This window comes from Paenibacillus sp. FSL W8-0919 (assembly GCF_038003785.1).
GTDB classification, from domain to species: domain Bacteria; phylum Bacillota; class Bacilli; order Paenibacillales; family Paenibacillaceae; genus Paenibacillus_AQ; species Paenibacillus_AQ lactis.
The window spans coordinates 44506-66032 of record NZ_JBBOPV010000002.1; the positions used below are offsets into that span (position 1 = coordinate 44506).

Genomic DNA, 21527 nt, shown 5'->3' on the forward strand with positions numbered 1-21527 from the left:
TACTCCTTTGCGGGAGTAAGGAGCCGGGATCATGGTTAAGAGTATATTTTTTTGTATTCGCCGGGGGTGAGTCCGGTTATTTCCTTAAACACTTTAATAAAATAGTGGGCGCTGCCGAATCCGACCTGTCTGCCGATCTCATTGATTTTAAGCCTGCCTTCCGCAAGCAGACGCTTGCTGTTATCGACCCGAACCTGCTTCAAATAATCAATGAAGGGCTGACCGGTGCTTTGCTTAAACAATCTGCTGATATAAGCCGGATTGAGGTTCAACCGCTCGGCTACCCACGAGAGCGAAATATCTTTATCGTACTCGTTCTCCAGGATCTCGATGATTTTGGCGATATGCTGATTGCCCCTGGCATGAATTTCTTGACGGATGCATTCAATTCCACGAGTTATAAGCGATTGAAACCAGAGGACAATGTGATCCAGCGATTCCAGATCAAGCAGCTCCCGATAGGGATCTGTTCCGTCCCCGAACAAAATCTCGATGTCCGTTCCGAACGAGCTGAAGGAATGCCGGATTGATGTAAGCAATTGAATGAAGATCGGCTGGATCTGGTTGTAATGCAGCTTATTCTTGCAGGCTTCGATCTCGGCCACAAAGGCCCCGAACGTCGAGAGTGCTTCCTCCAAGCAGGCGGTCCGGATGTAATTATTGAGTTTCTCCTCAAGCTGGCTTGGATAAATAAAGGTCTGCCCGTTGTCGGCACGGATATCGTCCATGGATATAACATAGCCTTTGCCGTACAGAATGCGATATTTCAGCGCCTCCGCCGCTTCTTCATACGCAAGCGGCAGCTCGCCGATCCCCTTGCAGATGCTTCCAACGCCGAGGGAGCATTGGGCTCCCAATCTGGCATTGACTTCATCGAGCAGCTGCTGCGCCAGGTGGAATAATGGTTGGCGTCCCTTGCCGGGAAAATGAAAAACAACAGCGACCTTGTCCTTTTCCACATTGACCACGAAAAATGCGGTCTCCTGCCCCAAAACCCTGCTGTCCCGCAGGGCATCCATGATTTTGATCTTGCACAGATCCTGAGCCAGCATATCCTCGCCATTCGAGGCCAGCTCCTCATCAATAGACAGCAAGAATACGGACAGATCATGAAGGCTGATGTCGAGCCCAAGATAATCCTTCTTCGCTTCAATCTCTTCAAGACTCATGGCATGCCGCTGCAGCAATGATTGTTTAAACCGTTCCAATTGGAAAGGCAGGCTTTCCTCCAGCCGTTCTTTATAATAATTGCGCTCATCGATGGTCGAACTGACAAAGCTGCCGATGACGCTGAGTTCATCATTCGCCCCCTTATGCGTATGATCCGAAACGTGAACGCTCCCTTTACGGTGCCTGAAATCCTGATGATCGTTACCCTTTCCACGATCCGGCCGGATATCATCCTCCCTGACTTTCGCCAGCGCATTCAAGCGGGAAATGGGCTTATACAAGCTTCTGGACGAAAAATAGGACAGCAGCAGCGAAAAGAGGATTAAGGCGCCGGCTGTATAAGTTATCGTCTGTTTGATGTCAATCGTGCCCTGGGTATATACCCCCATATCGGAGACGTTGACAAACGTCCAATCCAGCAGTTTCGAGGAGGAGTAGCTGACCAGCTTTTTGCCGCCGTCCAGCTCAATGGAGTAAGATCCCGCCCCGCCTGCATGTTGGAGCGCTTCGGATAATCCGATTCGCGGAAAGTCATCCTTACCGGAAGCTTGGCTGCGGAACACGATATTTCCGCTGGAGGACACGACATACATGTCGTCATTCGCGTTCAGTTTGCTGATAATATCCGCATAAATCATGGATGCATCGAGGTTAACGATAATCGCATTGTTGGCTTTCTTGGACTTGTAGATCACGGACAGGAGCTCTTTCTCGCCTTGAGGGTATTGCTTGGCGACTCGGGTGTCCAGGAAAACGGGGTTCATCTGCATGTTTTGCACGGCTTCATACCAGCCTTGATCATAAAAGTCCTCTCGGCGGAACTGGCGGTTCGAGCGGTCATTGTCCGAGGTAATCACCAGGTTTTTGCTGCTGTCGTAAAAATATACGGAATCCACGAATTGATCCGAAAGTTTAAATGAGTTCATCGTGAGGAAGGTGTTCTTTTTAGCCTCCAAATAAGCATACAGCGCAGGCAAATCCTCCTTCGGGATCTCCCCTTGAAGGCTCTCGTAATAAGCACCGTTAGGAAAATTCTCGAAGCTGATAAAAGAACGGTTAAGCGCAAGCAAATTCGAATTTTCCTTAATCCGGTTCAATAGAATCTCAAGCGTGTTGATCGTTTGGTTCAAATACTGCAGCTTGTTGTTTCCCGTCTCTTCCTCGACAATGTCAGATACTCTGTAATAAGCGAAGATATTGGACACCAAGCTTGGGAGCACGGTAATCAACACGGTCGTGACGATTAACTTTAAAAAGAACTTACGCCTTTTTATTCTTCCAATCGAATCGATCCAGGTTCTCAGCTGAGACATCATCCCTATCCCCCTTGTCCCGAAATATGTACATTGCATGCCGGAACCTGTAGAGAATCGTGCTGTTCAAGCCGCCGTTCCAGGGTTCTTAAATAAAGCGCTTTCAATCACTTTTAAAATGATTATACCTTATAGGCTTGTTGTTGGGGTATAGGGAGGGATCGTTTGAGGCAAGTATGGATCCTTGCCTTTTCTCAGCGATCCCGCATGTTTGGTTGCGTTAGTATTCATCATTTTCGCAGCAGGTTGAAAATCGCCTCCAGTCGGATCGTATGGCTGCATGACTCGCAGGTATACTTCCCGCGTTGGTTGTTTTCCTTAAAATTAGCGTAACCCGCGCTTCCTTCGTAAATCCGGAATTTCTTCTTGCAGCAGAAGCATTCCACCTCGTAGAACAGCATGCCCCGCCCCCTCCTCATTCGTAATCTACGTTACTTACGGCCCGCTCAAAGATGCCGATCAGCTCCTCCGTGTACTCCTTCACGCTAAGATCCGGAGTACGCATCAGCTCAAGGCTGAATCCATCAATGGCATGGCGAATGGCTAGCGCCGTGACCCGTGCCGACAACGGGGTAAATGTCCGGAAGCATCCAGCCTCCGCACCCGCATATAGAATCTCCTCAATAGGCTGATAGATGCCCTCGTCCGCATCCGCTGAGAACCGAAGCTTTCCATCCTTCGTTCGCATGCCTGCCGCGATTTCCACGACGGCAAATACCATTTCCCGGTGCTCCGCAATAAACGCCAGATTCGCCTCCATATACTTCCTAAGCCGTTCTTTCGGTGTGGCTGCGTTAGCCACAACTGGACGGATAAAAGCCTCCGCCGAGATCGCGTAAGCCGCCACCACTTCTTCCAGCAGATCATCCTTACTGGCAAAATGATAGGTAATCACCCCTTTGCTAACATTGGCGCGCTTGGCGATTTGCCCGATGGAAGCTTGGGCATAGCCGACTTCGGAAATCGTCTCGATCGCACATTGGACGATTTGAGCACGGCGGGCTTTTTCGATAAACGACAAGTCATTGGGGTCATTTGCTTTATTTTTAGTACTCATGTTTATATTTTAGTACGATCGTACTAATTAATCAATAAAGAACCGGCCCATCTTTTACCGATGGCCGGCCCTTTCATCGCTGTCTAACGACAGCCATTAATTTTTTGCTTAAACCAAGCTCCTTGGGCTGCTGCCCACCCAACCAATGGCCAGGTAAAGTCATTCTAGCGTCTTGAATTATTGCACCTGATCGAGCAATCGATAGGCCTCTTCCTTCGATGTCACCGCCAAGAGCGCTTCTCGGAAATCATCGTCCATCAGCTTACGGGACAGCATCTGCAGCACTTTCAAATGCGCATTTTGTTTACTATTGCGCGGCACGGCAATCATAAAGATCAATTTGGCTTCGCTGCCGTCGAGACTCTTCCAGTCGACACCATCCCGCTGAATACCAAAGACCACGCTTGGTTTCAGGACAGCATCCGATTTACCGTGAGGAATCGCAATATTCATGCCGATGCCGGTGGAGCTTTCTTGTTCCCGGGCTAATATGGCCTGTTTAAAATCACCGTCAGCTCTGACCGCCCCATTCCGCTCCAATACAGCAATCATTTCGTCGATAACAGCATCCTGTGTCGTACCGGCCAGATTCAGGTTAATGAGATCCGGTGTTACGATATCCGTCAATTTCTCAACGCGGATAGGAGATGCTTCCGTCGTTGTACCGTTACTGTTCTTGGCTGAAGCCGCTTCGGTTGCGTCCGCAGCCACGGCTGCAGCTGGGGCCGCTTCGGCTCCGGCTGGCTTTGCTACTGCTTCTGCTCCTTCTCCAACAACTGCCGGAGTCACTGCCGCAACATTTTTCTTAAGCAGGCTCACCATGATCACCGATACGGCTGCGCCGACCATGACCGCTAAGAAGAACATCAGCACATGATCAACGGCACCGAGCACGGCTACAATCGGACCGCCGTGGGCTACGCTGTCACCGACATTGCCCAACATGGCAATCACCGAGCCCGTCATGGAACCGACCATGATACTCGGAATGACGCGTAGAGGATCTTGCGCCGCGAATGGAATCGCTCCTTCGGTAATACCGAACAGTCCCATCGTAAATGTTGCCTTTCCGGCTTCACGTTCCGAAGGTGTAAACTTTCTTTTGTTTATCATTGCTGCCAATCCCATTGCAATCGGAGGAACACAGATGGCAACGGCAATCTGGCCCATAATCTCATAGTTTCCTTCCCCGATCATGGCCGAGCCGAACAGGAATGCAACCTTATTCACGGGCCCCCCCATGTCAAAAGAAATCATCGCGCCCAGAATAAGCGCGAGCAGAATCGAACTTGTACCCTGCATTCCCGCGAGCCAAACGGTCAATGCCTCAAACAGATCCGCAACCGGAGCTCCGATCACAAAGACGAAGATTAACCCTACGACCAGTGAAGCCAGTACCGGGATAACGATAATGGGCATAATCGGCTGCAACGACCGAGGAACCTTGATCTTTTTAATAGCAAGTGCAACATAACCCGCCAGGAAACCGGCTATAATCCCCCCGATGAATCCAGCCCCTGCTTCACTTCCATAAAAGCTGCCGTTCGCGGCAATGAACCCGCCGACCATACCTGGCGCAAGGCCCGGCCTGTCCGCAATACTCATGGCGATAAATCCGGCAAGGATCGGAACCATGAAGGTAAACGCAGCCGCGCCGATACTTTCAATCGTTTTCCAGATCGAATCATCCGGTATAACCAAACCACCCGGCGTCTTCACGCCGCCCATCGTCAGTGCGATTGCGATGAGCAGCCCACCGATCACGATAAACGGCACCATATAGGATACGCCGTTCATCAAGTGGCGGTAAATCGGATTTTGTTTAGGTTTCTTCTCCCCTGTCGTATCTTCAGCTGACTTGGACTGTGCCTGATAGACGGGCACATCCCCTTTCATCATCCGTTGGATCAGCTCTTCCGGACGACGGATACCGTCCTGCACCCCGACGACAAGCAGTTTTTTACCCACAAACCGGTCCTTCACCACCGTCTTATCCGCTGCAATAATAATACCGTCGGCTTCACGGATATCCTGCTCCGTGAATTGATTCTCTACGCCGATGGAGCCTTGAGTCTCGACTTTCATCTCAACGCCAAGCTTCGCGCCTGCCTTCTGCAGATTCTCGGCGGCCATATAGGTATGTGCAATTCCGTTAGGACATGAAGTAATCGCTAGTATTTTCATGTTCGTCATTCTCCTTCGCTGTCATGTTCCCGCTTACATTTATAGTGTACACGCTGAAAGCGCTGTTATCGGATGAACTTATTACCGGAACTTCCGGAAAAAACGGATTTATTTCGCAAGCAAAATATCCCTCAAAACGGGCCTATGCAACGATGCTTATCCCAAACGCTTTGCAGCATCCTGAAAAATGTAAAAAGCAGGACGTATGCCGTCCTGCTTGATCATCACCGTTTCTACCATTCATGTTACCCTTTTAACCTATTCAGCAATCGTATCGCATCCGTTTCCTTAGACAACGCACTGACCAGTGCCGGCTGCTCACTGATGCGCGACAATTCCTTGAACAGCTGCCGCATCTCTTTTCGCTCATCATGCTGGATCGCAAGCAAGAACACAAGCTCTACCTTCTCGGTCCCCCAGGTAATCGGCTGCTTCAAAGTAACGACAACGATGCAGGACTGTGTAACCCACTCCGAGCCGCCATGAGGGATGGCAATGCCTCCTCCTATCGTTGTAGCAGACAGTTTCTCACGTTCCAGCACACTTTCCGTATACCCGGCCTGGACATACCCTTTGTCCACCAGCATCTGCGCAAACTTGGAGATTAACTGTTCCGGACGCTCTAGCTCCTGCTGAGGAAAGATGAGAAAAGGTGTCGTATATTTCAAAAAAACCGATTCCTCAGCCGCCCTGCCGTCCGGCTCATCAAGCCGACGGATCGCCTGCTCCAGCTTCCGCTCGTCACTGGCCTCGAGCAGAGGGGAAACGAGGATATGCGGTATTTTTAACTTGGGAAGATCAACGGTCGTTATGACAAGATCCACCTCATGAGCTGCCAGATAATCCTCTACCTCCGCTTTGGACATCGTTGTCTCTACATGCACGGACGGGAATCTCCGCTCCACCTTCGCGAGAAGGAGTTGGGACATCCCTACCCCCATATGACACACGATAATCACCTTTTGAGGGTGACTTTCATTCTGGTGAAGCCGCTCCACGGACGCCTGAAAATGCAGCGTCAAGTACGCGGCCTCCTCTTCGGGAAAATACAGATGGAACGCTTCCCCTACCTCTTCCAGTGCCATAATGACCCGATCGAACATATACGGGTACATCTTTTTGATCTCAGCCAGCATCGGGTTGGACACAGGCAGACCATAATGAAGACGGTTCATGGTCGTGTACAAATGCAATTTTAACCCGTTCAGCAATACGGGGTCCCTGGAGAAAGGAAGCATATTCAGCTCCGACATCCGCTGGGTCAGCTGCTCAACCAGGCGGGGCAAGAGGGGGTGGCTGTCTGCCAGATCGCTTCGTCCAACGCCCTCATTCTCCTGCGTGTATCGGATCTTCCCGCCAAGCAGGTGCAGGGTTAGATAAGCGGTTTCTTCCTTGGAGAAAGGGACGGCAAACAGTTTTTGCAGCTGCTTCAAAAAGTCCGTCGCCCATGCAAATTCCGTTTTGTTCTCCAAAAAGGCCATGTCCTGATCAGAGAGCGAAATCGGCTGACCCAGCTTGGTCCGTTTGACCATGAGCAGAATATGCAGCATCAGGCTTTCAAAGGTTTCATCGGTGAAGCGGAGCTGATGCTGCTTTTGCAGCGCCTTCAACTCATGGGACACGGCTGCAATCTCGTGCGGTTCAAACTGGTTACGCATCATCTGTCCCGTCAACTCCGGACGGTTGATCAATTGGTTCAGCCGCGCCAGCGCCATCCGTTTGTTCTTCTCCGTGCCCTCAATCATGAAACCTACGCGCTGCTTCGTCACTAAACTCAGATCAAAGCTTCGCAGCCAGTCCGCAATCTTGTCCATATCCCGTCGGATAATCGCCTTGTTCACGTAAAACGGCGAAGCCAGGCTCTGCAGGGTTACGGGCTTCGCGTTCATCAAGAGCCGATATGCCAGGTGCAGCACCCTTCCCTCATCGGATTCATCCTCGCCGGTACGCTCGTTGGAATACAAACGGTGGAACAAATCAGCCCGATCCGCTTCTTCAATCTCCAGATAGACGCCAAGTCCCGGCCTTTTCACCAGACGGCCACTGGAGTGCTTAACGATATATTCTTCAATCACCTTCAGATCGTTACGGATCGTCTTCTCCGAGCACTCGGTCTGATCCGCGAGATCCTGAACGAGCCATTGGCGGTTCGTTTCCATTAACAAGTTGCGAAAAATCTCTTTTTGCCTGTTATTCATTCCGGTCTCCTATTCAGCTTATTGGGAGAGCTCACGCTTCGTAGAGCAGGTACATCGTCCTACGTATATCATATCCGGGTCGCTATGGCAATCTGAACGGGGACGTTACACGGGAAGGGAGCTATAAAAGGGCTTGTTGACAGGAAAACGGAGCGATAAGGTAAACCAAACAAGGATGCCTCAAAAGTCGGCACCCTTGTTCTTGATCCGCTTATAATCCTCGTACAACTTAAGAAATCCCTTCGGCTCCTCGGCGTATCTTTCCCATAAAAGCCTCCACAGCCTCCTGCGCCGACGCCGCTCCCGTCACGGCGGATATCACCGCGACGCCATCCGCACCCGCTCCAATCACTTCCTCCACGCGCTCCACGGTAATCCCGCCAATGCCAACGATCGGCAATCGGATTCCAGCTTCGCGCAGCTCACGGAGAATTGCCGGGCCTTGAGCAGCCTTGGCATCATCCTTTGAGCGGGTCGGATAGATCGGTCCGATGCCAAGATAATCGGCACCATGGAGGATCGCGCGCCGGGCTTCCTCCACCGTATGCGCCGAGACGCCCAGCATCCGGTTGCCGATCCGTTCACGTACCGAAGCCGCAGATTCGTCGTCCTGGCCGATATGCACGCCGTCGGCGTCCAGCTTCAGTGCCAGCTCTACATCGTCATTGACGATGAAGGGTACGCGTGCTTGCCGGCACTGCTCCTGGATCCGGCGAGCCAGCCGGAGCATCGGCTCCCCGTTGAGTGCTCCATGTCCCTTCTCACGAAATTGGACCATGGTTGCGCCTCCAGCCAACGCCTCCTGCACGACCAAGCTAGGCTCGACGATGCAGTTCACGCTGCCGAGCACGAGGTACATCCGCAGATGCCGCCTCATCATCTCAGGTGCCACTCTGCCTGTCATTGCAGCACCTCCTGACGGCGGCGATTGTATGCCCAATGATTGGTCGGGCCCTGTCCCTGCCCCAAGTTTAATCCGTCCTCAATGGCCGCTTGAATGAATAAACGCCCGCTCTGAATCGCATCGAAGGCGCTCAAGCCCTGGGCCAGACCTGCCGTAATGGCTGCAGAGAACGTACAGCCGGTCCCATGCGTATGAACGGTGTTCACGCGCTTGGCGCTGAGTTCCGTAAAGCCGGTGCCGTCATATACCAGATCCACCACCTGATCTCCATCCTCCTCGAAGCTGCCATGACCGCCCTTGATGATGACGATCCGCGGACCGAGCCCGCCGATGCGGCGAGCCGCTTCCCGGCAGTCATGCCTCGTGCGGATTCCCATTCCCGCCAGCACCTCCGCCTCCGGAATATTAGGCGCCACCACCATCGCCAAGGGAAGCAGCTCCCGCTTTAGTGCATCAACGGCCTCAGTACGCAGCAGCTCCGCACCGCCCTTGGCGATCATCACGGGATCGACAACGACGTTCTCCCAGCCAAACGACCGGATCTTAGCGCTGACCAGGCGGATAACATCCGCATGAAACAGCATCCCGGTCTTTAAGGCGTCCACGCCGATATCGCCGCCCACCGCCTCGATCTGCTCCGCCGCCGCTTCCGGCGGGAGCGGATAGACGCCATGGACGCCCAATGTATTCTGCACCGTTACTGCAGTCAATGCCGACATGCCGAATACGCCCAGCTCCTGGAACGTCTTCAGATCCGCTTGAATACCTGCGCCGCCCCCGCTGTCGGACCCGGCAATCGTCAGCGCTCTCGGAATCCGCGCGTCTGTCATCGGGACACGCTCCCTTCCGTCAGGATGTCCGCTTCGCGGACCGACGCGTGCCCTTCGAGCGAACCGGAGTGGAGCTTTGCAAGCTCATCCAGGAAGGCGATCTGGAAGCTGCCCGGCCCGAGTCCGGCCGTTTGCTCGGCCGCGCGGGCGGCTGCTGCCCCATAGAAGGCAAGGCCAGCCGTTCCCGCGAGCAGCAAATCCGGCTCCACAGCGGCGAAGGCCCCGAGCACGGACGTGAGCAGGCAGCCCGCCCCGGTTACTTTCGTCAGCATCGCATGCCCGCCGCGAATGATTCGCGCCGAAACACCATCGCTGATCACGTCCTCCTCTCCCGTAATGGCCACCACCGTATTTAGCCGCTGTGCAGCCCGCAGCGCCAGCTCCAAGTTCCCGCCGGACGCAGAGTCGTCTGCATCGACCCCCTTGATCACCCGGACTTCGCCGATCAGATTGGCAACCTCGGCCGCATTGCCCCGCACCAGGGAAACCTTCACTTCACGCATGATCCGCAGGGCCGAATCGGTCCGAAACGGCGTGGCCCCCGCTCCTACCGGATCGAGGAGAACCGGGACGCGATGCGTATTGGCGGATTGCCCGGCAATGATCATCGCATCCACTTGTTCGCGGGACAGCGTGCCGATGTTGAGCACGAGCGCTCCGGCAATTTGGGCCATATCCGCCACCTCGTCGGGGGAAAATGCCATTACCGGCGACGCGCCCAGCGCGTATAAGCCGTTGGCCGTAAAATTCGTAACCACCACATTGGTCATGTTATGGACAAGAGGCTTCTGCTGCTGCACCTTCGTTAAAAGCCCCGCAAGCTCCGAATCCCATGTATTTCCGCTCATTGCCATCATCCTTTCCCATTCTTTTCTTGGTTTTTGGCATATGACATACGACATATGAAACCCATAATCTCATCTCAACCCGAATTCTGATTCATTCTCAAAATGCATGACCTTTCGTAACCCCTGTCTGTCCCATAACTCAAATGCTCAGCGCCCATACCCCTTGGCATTGACCAACGGCTGGAACGGCACGGGCCATTCCTCCTGCTTGTAAGCCATGTCCCAGAACATATACTCCAGCTGGCAGCTCAGCATGAAATGCTCGCGCATCCGCTCGCGCTCCTTCATCGTCGCTCCTTCCGCCCACGCATCCACACGGCCAAGGAACTTCCCTGCCGCATCCTCCCCTCGATTCCCGTAAAAATGAATCCATTCATGGAACGGATGGGTGCGATCCGGCTTAACTTCATCCAGCAGTCTGCGGCCGATCTCATAATACGTCCACGGACAAGGAAGCAGGACCGCCATAATTTCGCCGAGGGTTCCCTCATGCGCAACGGTCAGCATGTGACGGATATAGTGGTGCGCAGACGGTGCAAGAGGGTAGCCCTGGAGCTGCTCATAGTTCACTCCCGCGACCGAGCAGAAATTTTGATGCGGATGCACCTCGCTGTTGAGGATAAACGCAATCTGTTCGTTAAACGCCGCCATATCCTCCCGGCTCGTGCACTTGGATATGGCGATGCCATAAATGCGAATGTAGGCATTCAAATACTCGAAGTCCTGCTTCACGTAGTGAATCAGCTGGTCGCTGTCCAGCTTCCCGGCGGCAATTCCCCGCACGAAGGGATGGTTTATAATCGCCTCGAAAATTCCGTCCGCCTGCTGGCGAAGCTCTTGGGTAAACGTCATTGTTATCCCCACCTCCATCTTGAAATGAAGAGCAGGAAGTCCTCCTAGCGACCCGGCAATCCCGGTAATCCGGGCATTGGCAGCCAAGTATCTATTGTATGTCCCGCAACCTTCGCATACCCCGCATCTTTTTCATATCGGCAACGGTTGCATCCGGGAACCTTTGCAGATCCGGCAGCCGTTGTACCCGGCTACATGTGTATATCCGGCAACCCTTTATGTACTCGGCCAACCCTTTATGCACGGCATATGGCAACCTTGCATGCTGCTAGCTCGTACTCGTGCGCTATCGTGCTGGGCAACGAAGATGCAGAAAATTTACGTTCTTCGGAGCATGACAAACAAAGCCGCCCCGAAAAACGGAGCGGCTTCAGCAATAGTCCTCTTGCCCGGCAGAAGCAGGCGCAAAAAGGACTCTATCCGTGAAGGCTCCACTTTCCTACGCTAGTACGAACTAGATCAGGTTCAAAGGGTCCAAGATACGCTCTTGTCTCAGCCGCTGACGGCTCCCCTAGTGGACTTCCTATTCTATTGACTATTACTGTACATAGGTTTGGCGGTGGTGTCAAACGTTTCCGTGTTTGCTGCAATACTCGGTAGATATAACCCCCTAACCCCCTTATTCCAGAAAAGAAGTTGAATTTTTATTTCCGCAAATGCCATCAATTGACCTATGCTTACTTTATTGAAGCGGTATTGTCATTTCGAGCTCTTTCAGGAAAATAGGTTTTTTGTATTCATGGGTGACAAAGACTGGCTGTTGATCCGAATTTAAGGCCGGGAATTCGGTTACGTAAGCATTATTTTTGGCATCAATTAACCTCGTCTTCGTTTCCTCGGAAGGAATGATGTACATGTCCCATGGGTAAAAATTGTACTTGCCTTCCAAATCCTCGAGGATCAACTCGGTTTGCTGAAGGGGGTCAGTGACTTCTTTCCGGTAATGTACGATCGTCTTATCTTTTAAGCGTTCCACTTTCGTCACTAACAGGCGGCCTAATTCCCCTTGAGGAATAATTAGAGGATGATCGGTCGACGGTTCATGCTTCATCGGCACTCTAATTCCATATACCGGCACATCCCCGCGCAAATACGGACGGAACGTAATGGACTTTGGCGTAACAAAGGGTACTTTAAATTGAAAGATTCCTAATTGAATATGTGTATCGTCTTCCACGTAGCCATCTCCTACCATCTCATAAGGTTTGAACTCCATTCCAGTATCAGTAATAGCTAGGATATCATACATGGGATCTTGCGCTTTAGCTGCCGGCCGCCTGTATACTAGCTCCACGTCCATCGTACCCGTACCGGATTTAAAGCCTATTTTCTTAATCAGCAGGGTGGTTTCTCCATCCGTTGCACTCCTCATCGGCATCCATGATTTCGTTCCGGAAACGGTCTTTTTAATGGGAATTGAAAAATCCCAATGACCTTTAACTCCGTCCACGTTTGCTACCTCGATCGTTAGTTCGAATTCATCCGGTAACTTCTGTTTGAATGGCAGCAAGCTGATTTGTCCAATTCCTGTTTGGCTATCAATAGGTAGAGGACCGCTGCCACCGACACGGTCTGCGTATGGCTTGCCGTCAATTTTGAATTTGATTCCGTCTATGAAACCATGCCTACCGGAGAATCCATCCTCAACCTGTTGTATATAACCGATGGAGAGACGATCACCGTCATACATCACCTCTTGAATTTGCAGCGTAATCCCGTTGTCGCTCACAGCTTGCAAGACTTGCGCCGTCATTCCATTTTCAGAAGCTGTTTTCAAGGCTGTTTCGCGAACGTACTGGTGCAGCTCCTGACGCTGGAAAACAGAACCTACGAACGGTATTTCTTGTAGTACGGATGCCATAATAGGGGAGACGAAGCCGCTGCCGAGTATCACTGCGCAGGCCACAAGGGTTCCGACTGCGGCTAGCGACAAGCGGCGGATAATCCGCTGTGAGCGGTTATTATGAAGCATGCCTGTACAATCCTCGCTGCTAACACTGTACCGGACACGCTCCATCAAACGGTCTACATCGGTCTCCATTGATTCATAGGATCGTTTCGCATTCTGAATCTGTTGGTCGATCATGAACTCCTGCCTCCTTTAGCGATCGGTTAAGTTTTGCTCTTCCTCGTGCCAGTCCAGATTTCACCGTTCCTGTCGGCACGCCGGTAATGTCTGCGATTTGCTGGACGCTCAGCTCTTCAAAATAGTGAAGGACGATGGGAATGCGCATAATCAGCGGCAATCGTAAAATCACTTCATACATCTCGTTGCTCGTTGCCAAACGCAGAACGGTCTCCTCAGTACTAACGGACAATCTTTCGGGAAGAAGATTAGTTACGATCTCGCGAAAACTTCGTCGCTTTGCCATTTTGCACTCGTTTATGACGATCTTCGCCAGCCAAGGAAAAGGATCTCGCAGCTGATCATACGTCCCCATCGCATAATATGCTTTGATGAATCCGTCCTGGACGCGGTCATCGGCTTCGGCCTTGCTGTGAGTCAAGGTATACGCAAGCCTGTACAATCGGTTCGTATACTTCTCCATCCAGTCCCTTAGTCTTTCTTCCTGCTCCACGACTCTCACGCTCCTTTCATAGGTAATATGCAGATCAACCGCTGTCGGTTCCCAAAGCGCTCAAAAAAGCAGTAGCTTGCGCAAGTCTAATCTTAACTACAGGGCATAATTTTGAAAGAATAGAATCTGGATCATACATTTGCTCAAGTTGCGGAAAAAGTCAGGAACCATGGCAATATATTCCTTTTCACACCATCGAACCGTCCAATTGTTACCCGGTGGCAATGCTTAGTGTTTGACGAATGCGAAAACACTGGACAAACGAAAGCAGCCTGTTGAGCGGACTCAACAGGCTGCTTTTACTAGTATCCCATCATACTCTCTATATAAAATGGGGGCAGGACACGATTTATTTCTCCAAGCCGTAAAATTCATACAGCTGATCAATCATCAGGTTTGCCGCCAGAATGCCACCTGCGGTGTTCCAAATCGCGTCATCGACCTTATGGGCTTGACCGTTCTTAACGACGTTCAGGTTTTTCCACAACGGATCGTTGACCCATTCCTGCTCGGTCTGGTTGGCGCCGCCGTCGCCGGTTTCGTACGTGAAGTAGAACAGTCTGTCGGCATCCACCTCAGGAAGCCGTTCCTTCGTAATCTCGTCCACGAAATTGTCCTTCGCGTTCTTCGTCATCTCATTACGTGCGATGCCGATCTGATCGAAAATAACCCCCGAGAAGGTGTTCGTATGGTAAACGCGCGTCTTTCCGGCCATGAAGCGCACCACAGAAACGGTCTCATCCAGCTTGCTTCCGGCTTTCTCCTTGAAATCCTGAATACGCTGGTCGTACGCCGCGAGAAGCTCTTCCCCTTCGCTTACCTTGTTCACTGCCTGTGCGTAGAGCTTGAAGTTGTTCTGCCATTCTCCGCGAAGATCCTCCGCAAATACCGTCGGCGCGATCGCCTTCAGCTGCTCATACACTTTCTCCTGACGCATTTTGTTGCCGATGATCAGGTCAGGCTGCAGTCCGGCAATCAGTTCAATGTTAGGCTGGCTCTCCTCGCCGACCACGGTAACGCCTTCCATCTGGTCTTTAATATGCGGGTACCACGGATCGCCTGTCCAGGATTTAACGGCGCCTACCGGCTTCACGCCCAGTGCGAGCAAGGCTTCCGTTCCTTCGTTCGTAAGGACGACCACTTTTTGCGGCGTGCCCTTGATCGTTTCGGTTCCCATCGCATGCACCACTTCGTACGAATCGCCGGATGCACCGGAGCCGTTATTCGCAGGAGCCGTTCCGCTTTCTTCGTTCGATGGCTGGCTTGCATTATTCTGCGTTCCATTCGATCCGCAGCCTGCGAGTATGACAACCATAATAAGCGCCAGCAAGCTCCATTTCAGCCCTCGGCCCGGTTTCTTAGCTGTTCCTTGTCCCATTCCTATCGTAATCCCCCTCGTATCATTTCCGCTTTATTGAAAATCATTATCACTTACCGATTCAAAACTATAACGGTTTCCAGCAAAAATATCAATATATTTTTTGAGAATGATTATCAAGTTCATTGACAGATCGGCTCCCTTTCACCTAAAATTCATATGAACTTAATAATCCATGAACTTAAGAAAGTGAGTATATATGCGCTTACTCGGACTATTGATATCGCTGCTGGCGCTTGCCGCCGCGATGATGGGCAGCATCGCGTTCGGCGTAACGAACATTCCGCTAACGGAAGTATGGAACTCGTTCGCTCACTATAATGGCGGCAACGAGCATCTCATCATCCTGACCGCAAGGGTTCCCCGGGCACTCATCGCAGCAGCCGTAGGGGCGAGCCTCGCAATCGCAGGCGCGTTGATGCAGGTCATCACCCGCAACCCTATTGCATCGCCCAGCACGCTAGGCGTGAATGCCGGTGCAGCCTTCTTCATTATTATGGCCGCAGGCTGGCTCGGGGTTGACGGGCTGCAAGCATTTACCTTGGTGGCCCTGATCGGCGCCGCTGTCAGCGGAGGCATCGTATTTATGCTCGGCAGCATCGGCCGTGACGGCATGACCCCGGTCAAGATTACGCTGGCAGGCGCCTCCATGGCCGCATTCTTCCACTCCTTGACCCAAGGACTGATGCTCTCCGACGGTAAAATGTTCGACCAGGTGCTGATCTGGCTCGTTGGATTTAGTTGCCGGTCGGGACTTGAACCAATTGAACGCCGTCTGGCCTTACATGGCGGCAGGTATGCTGATCGCCCTCCTGCTCGGGCGGCATCTAAACGCGCTCTCCATGGGCGATGACATCGCGCAAAGCCTTGGACAGAAGACCGCGCTTATCAAGCTGCTTGCTGCGGCCGCCGTCATTCTGCTGGCTGGCGGATCCGTTGCCGCCGCCGGACCGATTGCATTCATTGGCATTATTATTCCGCATATCGTGCGCTATTTTATAGGAAATGATTACAGATGGATATTGCCCTACAGCGCGGTGCTCGGCGCCATCCTGCTGGTAACGGCCGATCTGGGCTCCAGGTACATCGCGATGCCGAAGGAAGTTCCTGTCGGCGTTATGACGGCAATCATCGGTGTGCCGTTCTTCGTGTACATTGCCAGGAAAGGAAGGCGAACATCATGAGCAAGCACCGCATCCTCCGTGGAGGAAAGGCCGGCATCTCATTCATGCTGGAGCGAAGAACCGTCTGGGTATCCCTCATCCTGCTTGCCGTATGCTTCATCGTCATTGTGGTTAGCACGGGCATGGGAAGCCAGCCCATATCGCCGCTGAACGTCATCAAAGCGCTGGCGGGCAAAGCCCCGCCGATGGAGCAGGTCATCGTCATGAAGCTCCGGCTGCCGCGGGTGATCATCGCCGTGCTGATCGGGGCGGCGCTGGCTGTAGCCGGCGCCATCCTGCAGGGCGTAATCCGCAATCCGCTCGCCTCTCCTGACGTGATCGGCATGACGGAAGGCGCATCGCTCGGCGCGGTGCTGTTCATCTTCCTGTTCACCGGAACCGTATCGATTCACTGGTTGCCGCTGTTCGCAATCCTCGGCGCCTTCCTCATTACCGGGCTGCTGTACGTGCTGGCCTGGAAAGGGGGCGTATCGCCGCTTCGTCTCGTGCTGATCGGCATCGGGGTGTCTGCGGCGGTCAAATCGATCTCGTATATGCTGATCATCTCCGGCCCGCTCCAGCTGGCCGATCGCTCTCTTACTTTTATGGCAGGCAGCATATATGGAATGTCCTGGGATAAGGACGTTATGACGCTGCTGCCATGGGTAGCGGTCCTTCTGCCGGTGACCTGGCTGCAGGCCCGCAATGTGAACATCCAGGCACTCGGGGACGATGTTGCCAGCAGCGCGGGCGCCCATGTGCAGAAGCAGCGCCTGCTGCTGATCGGCTTAAGCGTGGCGCTTGCCGGGGCGGCTGTCTCCATCGGAGGCGCGATCGCCTTCATCGGCTTGATGGCCCCGCATATGGCCCGCAGGCTGGTCGGACCTTCCTTCGGCAGCCTGCTGCCGGTAAGCGCCCTGATCGGCGCGATCGTGCTGCTTGCCGCCGATCTGGTGGCGCGGACGGCGTTTCTGCCGCGCGACGTTCCGGCCGGCGTATTCACCGCCGCCATCGGGGCGCCGTTCTTCCTCTATTTGCTGTACCGCAATCGGAATCGGTTTTAATATGAAAAAAAGGAGCTGACATGATGAGTGCACTCGAAGCGAAAGGATTGAGCCTCTCCTATGGGGGAGACTACATCTTTGAAAATTTGGATTTGACCGTGCCCGTAGGTAAAATCACCGTGTTCATCGGCAGCAACGGATGCGGCAAATCGACGCTGCTGCGCTCCATGGCCCGGCTGCTGAAGCCGCAGCGCGGCGCGGTCGTGCTCGACGGCGCCGACATTGCCGGCATGTCGACCAAGGATGTGGCCCGCAAGCTGGCCATCTTGCCCCAGGGTCCGACGGCACCGGAAGGGCTGACCGTCCTGCAGCTCGTCAAGCAGGGACGCTACCCTTACCAGAGCTGGCTTCGCCAATGGTCGCCTGAAGACGAGAAGGCCGTCATGGCAGCTCTTGAGTCGACCGGACTTACGGGCCTTGCCGATCGAACGGTGGATTCGCTATCCGGCGGGCAGCGTCAGCGGGCCTGGATCGCGATGACGCTTGCGCAGGAGACGCCGCTGATTCTGCTGGATGAGCCTACGACGTATTTGGACCTGACGCACCAGATCGAGGTGCTTGATCTGTTGTACGAACTGAACGTGCAGGAACAACGAACCATTGTCATGGTGCTGCATGACATCAATCTGGCCTGCCGTTACGCCGATCATATTGTCGCCATCCGGGACGGCAGCATCAAGGCGATGGGAAGACCGGAGGATATTATCTGCTCCGAGCTGATGCAGACGGTGTTCCAGCTGCCGTGCGAGATTATTCCCGACCCGCTGTACGGGACGCCGATGTGCGTTCCGCATGGAAAGGGCCTTCGCCGGACGCAAACCGCCTCGTCTGCTCCAGAGGAGACGGAACGGCTCCGAGAGCTGACAACCGCATAGCAACCGAAATGCACGGGGCTGTATTCCTCACCGAAGTCGTGAAGGTGAAGGGAAACAGCCCTTCTGTATGGAATTATCTGTATGGAATATCCGACACAAACCAGTTCAACAAACAGCAAGGTGGCGTATATGTTGAAAGAACCTATAATTACGCCGGCTCGAATGCTCGGCTCTAGCTTAGCTGCAGGCAGCCTTCTGGGGATATACCTTAAATTTATCGAGCATTTCACTTCATTCAACGTGTATACGCTGCTTCTGAACGTCGATTATATCCCCGGCCTAAATCGTCTGGAGCTGCCGGAATGGGTGGAGTTTCTGCTCCATCTTGCGATTTCCGTCCTGCTTAGCGCTGTGCTGGCTCAGATTCTGCGCATGCAGCTTTTGCCGCCTGCACGAGCCTTCACCTTTGTCGCAGCCGCCTGCACCGGTGTGGGCGTTCTGCTCTACCCGACAACAGCATTATCCGATCGGACGCCGGAGCTTACCGATCCGGTCTCTTTCCTGCTGTGGCTGTCCGGCCACTTGCTGTATGGGGTTGTATTGGGGAGGCTATTGGCGGGTGCACGGGCACGCACGCGCTTGGAGTAAACAACGCGAATAAGCCGCCCCGAACCGGGACGGCTTCTCTATATTTCCGTAAGACTGCTTAACGCCCTACAGACAAATCCTGATCCTCATGGCTTTCTTCTGCATCCTCGGAATCCAACTGGTCACCGGAGGCCGCTATGCCATCCATAAAATCTTGAATCTGTCCGCTATTGCGGGTCAGGGTTGCTACGGCAACCTCATGCTTCTTCGCAATGTCGGACTTCGTCACGGAGATGTTAAGCAGTGAAGTCGCAATATATTCTAATGCACTGGCGTATCCGCCTGGCTTGCGGTACTTCGGATTGGCTTCCCTGGAGAAGTTATTCCAGACGATCAGCAGGCTGAACACTTGAAACAGCTGCTCCTCGCTCTTAAGCTCGTAATCCCGGCAAATCTGCGGAAATAACGACTCGGCGAGCTCACGGTGCTCGTCCGCATTCCAGTCCATCCAATCCAGCTTATCGTGAATCATCTGGCGCAGCTGGTCAGCCTTTTGCTGTGGTACGGATGCAGCTCTGGTACCAGGGAACGGAATGACCTTACCTTGGATCGTGCGTTGATCCTTCTCAAGACAACATCTTTTGTACTTATTCCCGCTTCCGCAGTGACATAGATCGTTTCTTCCTAGCTTTTTCATTTCCTAGCTCCTATTTAGATGATTTCTTCTATTATACATGGAAAAGCTCGAAAAGCGCACCTCTACCTGTAAAATGCTCATGCATGCTTCCCGTTCCTCCCCTGATTCATCTCCTAAAGGGATAGTCCTTTACGCTCAGAGACGAATGGCCGGGGCGAATAGCAAAAAAAACGCGGGTTGCTTCGTGGAAAGCCGCGCTCTATTTTATTATTCTATAATATTTCATTTTATGCAAGTAAGAAGTAACAAATTTGTAAAAACTTATCCCTTCCCATGATTTACATACTTCATTTCGGAGCAAGCAGCCTTGGTTATGTAAGAAAACCGAAGCCAGCCCCCGTGATGGAGACAGCTTCGGCTTGATCTAATTAATAACCGAGCGCGGTTTTCGCTTCCTTCCACTTCGCGTTCAGCTTGTCGAACGCTGCCTGCAGATCCTCGGCTACGACATATTCCTGTACATAGTCGCCGGTTCCGATGCCGATCTGGGCTTTATTCGCAATCTCGTTAAACTTCGGATCGGTCGCCTCACTCTCGATAAGGGTCGGATTGAACGACTGGAATTCAGCCAGCTGCGGAATGGTGGACTCGGCCGTCTTGATAATCGGCATAAAGCCCGAATCTTCCACGTAGCCGGATTCCTTCACGAAAAATTCCACCCACGCGGTTGCCAGCTCCTTGTTCTCGCTGTCCTTGCTGACTGCAACGAAGTAGTCCGAGCCAAGCGGTGCGTTATACTTGCCGCTGTTGTCGTAAGGGAGCGGGAAGAACCCGATGTCCTCTGAAGCGGCGCCTGCGCCGATCACCTGGGGAATGACCCAGTTGCCAAGGAAATACATCCCGGCTTTGCCGGCAGCCATTTCCCCTTTCGAAATCTCCCAGTTATTCGTGTACAGATCCTTCTCTACCCACTCCTTCTGCACGAAGGTACGTGCAATCTGGGCCAGCGTGCCCCATGCATTATCAACCTGGAACGGAGCCTCTTCCGATACCAGCTTCGAGTGATATTGCGGATCGCCTGCCACATACCATGCCGAGTTATCGGCCCAGTTGCCCATCGTCCACTGAGCGCCGAAGTTCATGTAGAGCGGAATGATATCGGCTGCCTTCAGCTTCTCGGCCGCGGCATAGAGCTCATCCAGCGTCCCGGGAACCTTGTCGATCCCGGCAGCCTCGAACGCTTTTTTGTTATACACGATCCCTTGCGTATTCACGCCGGTCGAAATCCCGTAACGCTTGCCTTCGAACAGCGTGTTGTCCGCGAAATACACGTTCTCGAACATCGCATCCGGCAGCGGCTCAAAATATTTCGGATACTCCGAGGTTGCAAGGCCGGTCGGAATCATGAGCACGTCACCGGCTTCTCCGGTCGTCAAACGTACCTGGATATCCTGGGCGTAGTTCGTCAAGCCTTCGAATTCGATTTCGGCCTTCGGATACTTGGCTTTAAAAGCCTCCTCATACTTATCGAGCGTTCCGTCGTTCACAAGATCCGTACGGTGCGTCAGCACCTTTAGCTTGCCGCCAAGCTCGGTCGCTCCCTCCGTGCCGGCCGTTTCGCTGCCCGTGCTCGCACCAGGCGTCGTGCCCGCATCATTCGCTTTGTTGCCTCCGCAGGCGGCCAATATGGATGATACGGTAAATAACAGAAGCAGCAGCATTGTCAGTCTGTTCTTCATTTGTCTCTTCCCCCTGTACTTTGTAATGATCCGGCGTCTCCCAAAAAGGGAATGCCGATATTGTTATCGCTTACAACTCAAATATTAATAGCTAACAAGAACAAAACAAATGAAGTACATTTGTTTTTATTGTCATAAATTATGCTAACCTATGATTATTTTGTTAGGTGGGGATTCTATCGATCCTACCGACTCCCGACAGCGTGCC

17 protein-coding genes, 1 pseudogene and 1 riboswitch are annotated in these 21527 nt (G+C 52.9%); of the genes and pseudogenes, 4 read left to right on the plus strand and 14 right to left on the minus strand.

Annotation, left to right across the window (positions count from 1 at the left end; translation table 11 throughout):
* Window positions 1-35 precede the first annotated feature (35 nt).
* The 12 genes from NST44_RS30450 to NST44_RS30505 all read right to left on the minus strand — a co-directional run bounded on the left by NST44_RS30450 (window position 36) and on the right by NST44_RS30505 (window position 15313).
* Window positions 36-2486 carry a helix-turn-helix domain-containing protein gene (locus NST44_RS30450; protein ID WP_210095382.1) on the minus strand — a complete coding sequence of 817 codons (2451 nt, stop codon included), beginning with the start codon at window positions 2484-2486 and terminating at the stop codon, window positions 36-38.
* A 227-nt stretch (window positions 2487-2713) separates the two neighbouring features.
* Window positions 2714-2884, minus strand: coding sequence for a hypothetical protein (locus tag NST44_RS30455; protein ID WP_007131227.1), 171 nt, complete (start codon window positions 2882-2884; stop codon window positions 2714-2716).
* Between the two features lie 14 nt (window positions 2885-2898).
* Window positions 2899-3540 carry a TetR/AcrR family transcriptional regulator gene (locus NST44_RS30460; protein WP_028405423.1) on the minus strand — a complete coding sequence of 214 codons (642 nt, stop codon included), beginning with the start codon at window positions 3538-3540 and terminating at the stop codon, window positions 2899-2901.
* Window positions 3541-3717: 177 nt separating this feature from the next.
* On the minus strand, window positions 3718-5724 hold the full coding sequence (locus NST44_RS30465; RefSeq protein ID WP_213614781.1) for a fructose-specific PTS transporter subunit EIIC: 2007 nt from the start codon (window positions 5722-5724) through the stop codon (window positions 3718-3720).
* A 245-nt stretch (window positions 5725-5969) separates the two neighbouring features.
* A complete protein-coding gene (locus NST44_RS30470) occupies window positions 5970-7922 on the minus strand; it encodes a BglG family transcription antiterminator (protein ID WP_340901471.1) in 1953 nt (650 codons plus the stop codon).
* 229 nt (window positions 7923-8151) lie between these two features.
* A complete protein-coding gene (gene thiE / locus NST44_RS30475) occupies window positions 8152-8826 on the minus strand; it encodes a thiamine phosphate synthase (protein ID WP_007131223.1) in 675 nt (224 codons plus the stop codon).
* A complete protein-coding gene (gene thiD, locus NST44_RS30480) occupies window positions 8823-9656 on the minus strand; it encodes a bifunctional hydroxymethylpyrimidine kinase/phosphomethylpyrimidine kinase (protein ID WP_340901472.1) in 834 nt (277 codons plus the stop codon). Before thiD ends, thiE begins: the two co-directional genes overlap by 4 nt.
* Window positions 9653-10504, minus strand: coding sequence for a hydroxyethylthiazole kinase (gene thiM / locus NST44_RS30485; protein ID WP_210095378.1), 852 nt, complete (start codon window positions 10502-10504; stop codon window positions 9653-9655). The genes thiD and thiM overlap by 4 nt, the downstream gene beginning before the upstream one ends.
* 147 nt (window positions 10505-10651) lie before the next feature.
* On the minus strand, window positions 10652-11356 hold the full coding sequence (gene tenA, locus NST44_RS30490) for a thiaminase II (RefSeq protein ID WP_340901473.1): 705 nt from the start codon (window positions 11354-11356) through the stop codon (window positions 10652-10654).
* A 419-nt stretch (window positions 11357-11775) separates the two neighbouring features.
* Window positions 11776-11879, minus strand: a riboswitch (TPP riboswitch).
* 159 nt (window positions 11880-12038) lie between these two features.
* On the minus strand, window positions 12039-13442 hold the full coding sequence (locus NST44_RS30495; RefSeq protein WP_340901474.1) for a DUF4179 domain-containing protein: 1404 nt from the start codon (window positions 13440-13442) through the stop codon (window positions 12039-12041).
* Window positions 13402-13935: an RNA polymerase sigma factor gene (locus tag NST44_RS30500; protein ID WP_213614793.1), complete on the minus strand. Its 534-nt coding sequence runs from the start codon at window positions 13933-13935 to the stop codon at window positions 13402-13404. Before NST44_RS30500 ends, NST44_RS30495 begins: the two co-directional genes overlap by 41 nt.
* A 349-nt stretch (window positions 13936-14284) precedes the next feature.
* Window positions 14285-15313, minus strand: coding sequence for an ABC transporter substrate-binding protein (locus NST44_RS30505; protein ID WP_144878185.1), 1029 nt, complete (start codon window positions 15311-15313; stop codon window positions 14285-14287).
* A 199-nt stretch (window positions 15314-15512) separates the two neighbouring features.
* Between NST44_RS30505 and NST44_RS30510 the strand changes: the two are divergent.
* From NST44_RS30510 to NST44_RS30525, 4 genes and pseudogenes are all read left to right on the plus strand, one after another.
* Window positions 15513-16497: pseudogene (locus NST44_RS30510) on the plus strand (FecCD family ABC transporter permease).
* Window positions 16494-17540 carry a FecCD family ABC transporter permease gene (locus tag NST44_RS30515; protein WP_210095374.1) on the plus strand — a complete coding sequence of 349 codons (1047 nt, stop codon included), beginning with the start codon at window positions 16494-16496 and terminating at the stop codon, window positions 17538-17540. Before NST44_RS30510 ends, NST44_RS30515 begins: the two are co-directional and overlap by 4 nt.
* Before the next feature lie 23 nt (window positions 17541-17563).
* Window positions 17564-18415 carry an ABC transporter ATP-binding protein gene (locus NST44_RS30520; protein ID WP_050954056.1) on the plus strand — a complete coding sequence of 284 codons (852 nt, stop codon included), beginning with the start codon at window positions 17564-17566 and terminating at the stop codon, window positions 18413-18415.
* Between the two features lie 129 nt (window positions 18416-18544).
* Complete coding sequence (locus tag NST44_RS30525; RefSeq protein WP_251536607.1) at window positions 18545-19003, plus strand: hypothetical protein; 459 nt, start codon at window positions 18545-18547, stop codon at window positions 19001-19003.
* Between the two features lie 58 nt (window positions 19004-19061).
* Here the strand turns inward: NST44_RS30525 and NST44_RS30530 are convergent, their stop codons facing one another.
* Window positions 19062-19640 carry an SEC-C metal-binding domain-containing protein gene (locus NST44_RS30530; RefSeq protein WP_007131211.1) on the minus strand — a complete coding sequence of 193 codons (579 nt, stop codon included), beginning with the start codon at window positions 19638-19640 and terminating at the stop codon, window positions 19062-19064.
* Window positions 19641-20008: 368 nt separating this feature from the next.
* Entirely contained in the window at window positions 20009-21319 is a 1311-nt protein-coding gene (locus tag NST44_RS30535; protein ID WP_210095372.1) for an ABC transporter substrate-binding protein, read from the minus strand.
* Between the last annotated feature and the right edge of the window lie 208 nt (window positions 21320-21527).

Excerpts from the sequence above, each read along its gene's own strand:
- NST44_RS30530 (WP_007131211.1), bottom strand. The coding sequence starts at position 19,640 with ATGAAAAAGCTAGGAAGAAACGATCTATGTCACTGCGGAAGCGGGAAT.
- NST44_RS30495 (WP_340901474.1), bottom strand. The coding sequence starts at position 13,442 with ATGATCGACCAACAGATTCAGAATGCGAAACGATCCTATGAATCAATG.
- thiM (WP_210095378.1), bottom strand. The coding sequence starts at position 10,504 with ATGAGCGGAAATACATGGGATTCGGAGCTTGCGGGGCTTTTAACGAAG.
- tenA (WP_340901473.1), bottom strand. The coding sequence starts at position 11,356 with ATGACGTTTACCCAAGAGCTTCGCCAGCAGGCGGACGGAATTTTCGAG.
- NST44_RS30450 (WP_210095382.1), bottom strand. The coding sequence starts at position 2,486 with ATGATGTCTCAGCTGAGAACCTGGATCGATTCGATTGGAAGAATAAAA.
- NST44_RS30470 (WP_340901471.1), bottom strand. The coding sequence starts at position 7,922 with ATGAATAACAGGCAAAAAGAGATTTTTCGCAACTTGTTAATGGAAACG.
- NST44_RS30535 (WP_210095372.1), bottom strand. The coding sequence starts at position 21,319 with ATGAAGAACAGACTGACAATGCTGCTGCTTCTGTTATTTACCGTATCA.
- thiD (WP_340901472.1), bottom strand. The coding sequence starts at position 9,656 with ATGACAGACGCGCGGATTCCGAGAGCGCTGACGATTGCCGGGTCCGAC.
- NST44_RS30455 (WP_007131227.1), bottom strand. The coding sequence starts at position 2,884 with ATGCTGTTCTACGAGGTGGAATGCTTCTGCTGCAAGAAGAAATTCCGG.
- NST44_RS30465 (WP_213614781.1), bottom strand. The coding sequence starts at position 5,724 with ATGAAAATACTAGCGATTACTTCATGTCCTAACGGAATTGCACATACC.
- NST44_RS30460 (WP_028405423.1), bottom strand. The coding sequence starts at position 3,540 with ATGAGTACTAAAAATAAAGCAAATGACCCCAATGACTTGTCGTTTATC.
- thiE (WP_007131223.1), bottom strand. The coding sequence starts at position 8,826 with ATGACAGGCAGAGTGGCACCTGAGATGATGAGGCGGCATCTGCGGATG.
- NST44_RS30515 (WP_210095374.1), top strand. The coding sequence starts at position 16,494 with ATGAGCAAGCACCGCATCCTCCGTGGAGGAAAGGCCGGCATCTCATTC.
- NST44_RS30520 (WP_050954056.1), top strand. The coding sequence starts at position 17,564 with ATGAGTGCACTCGAAGCGAAAGGATTGAGCCTCTCCTATGGGGGAGAC.
- NST44_RS30525 (WP_251536607.1), top strand. The coding sequence starts at position 18,545 with ATGTTGAAAGAACCTATAATTACGCCGGCTCGAATGCTCGGCTCTAGC.
- NST44_RS30505 (WP_144878185.1), bottom strand. The coding sequence starts at position 15,313 with ATGGGACAAGGAACAGCTAAGAAACCGGGCCGAGGGCTGAAATGGAGC.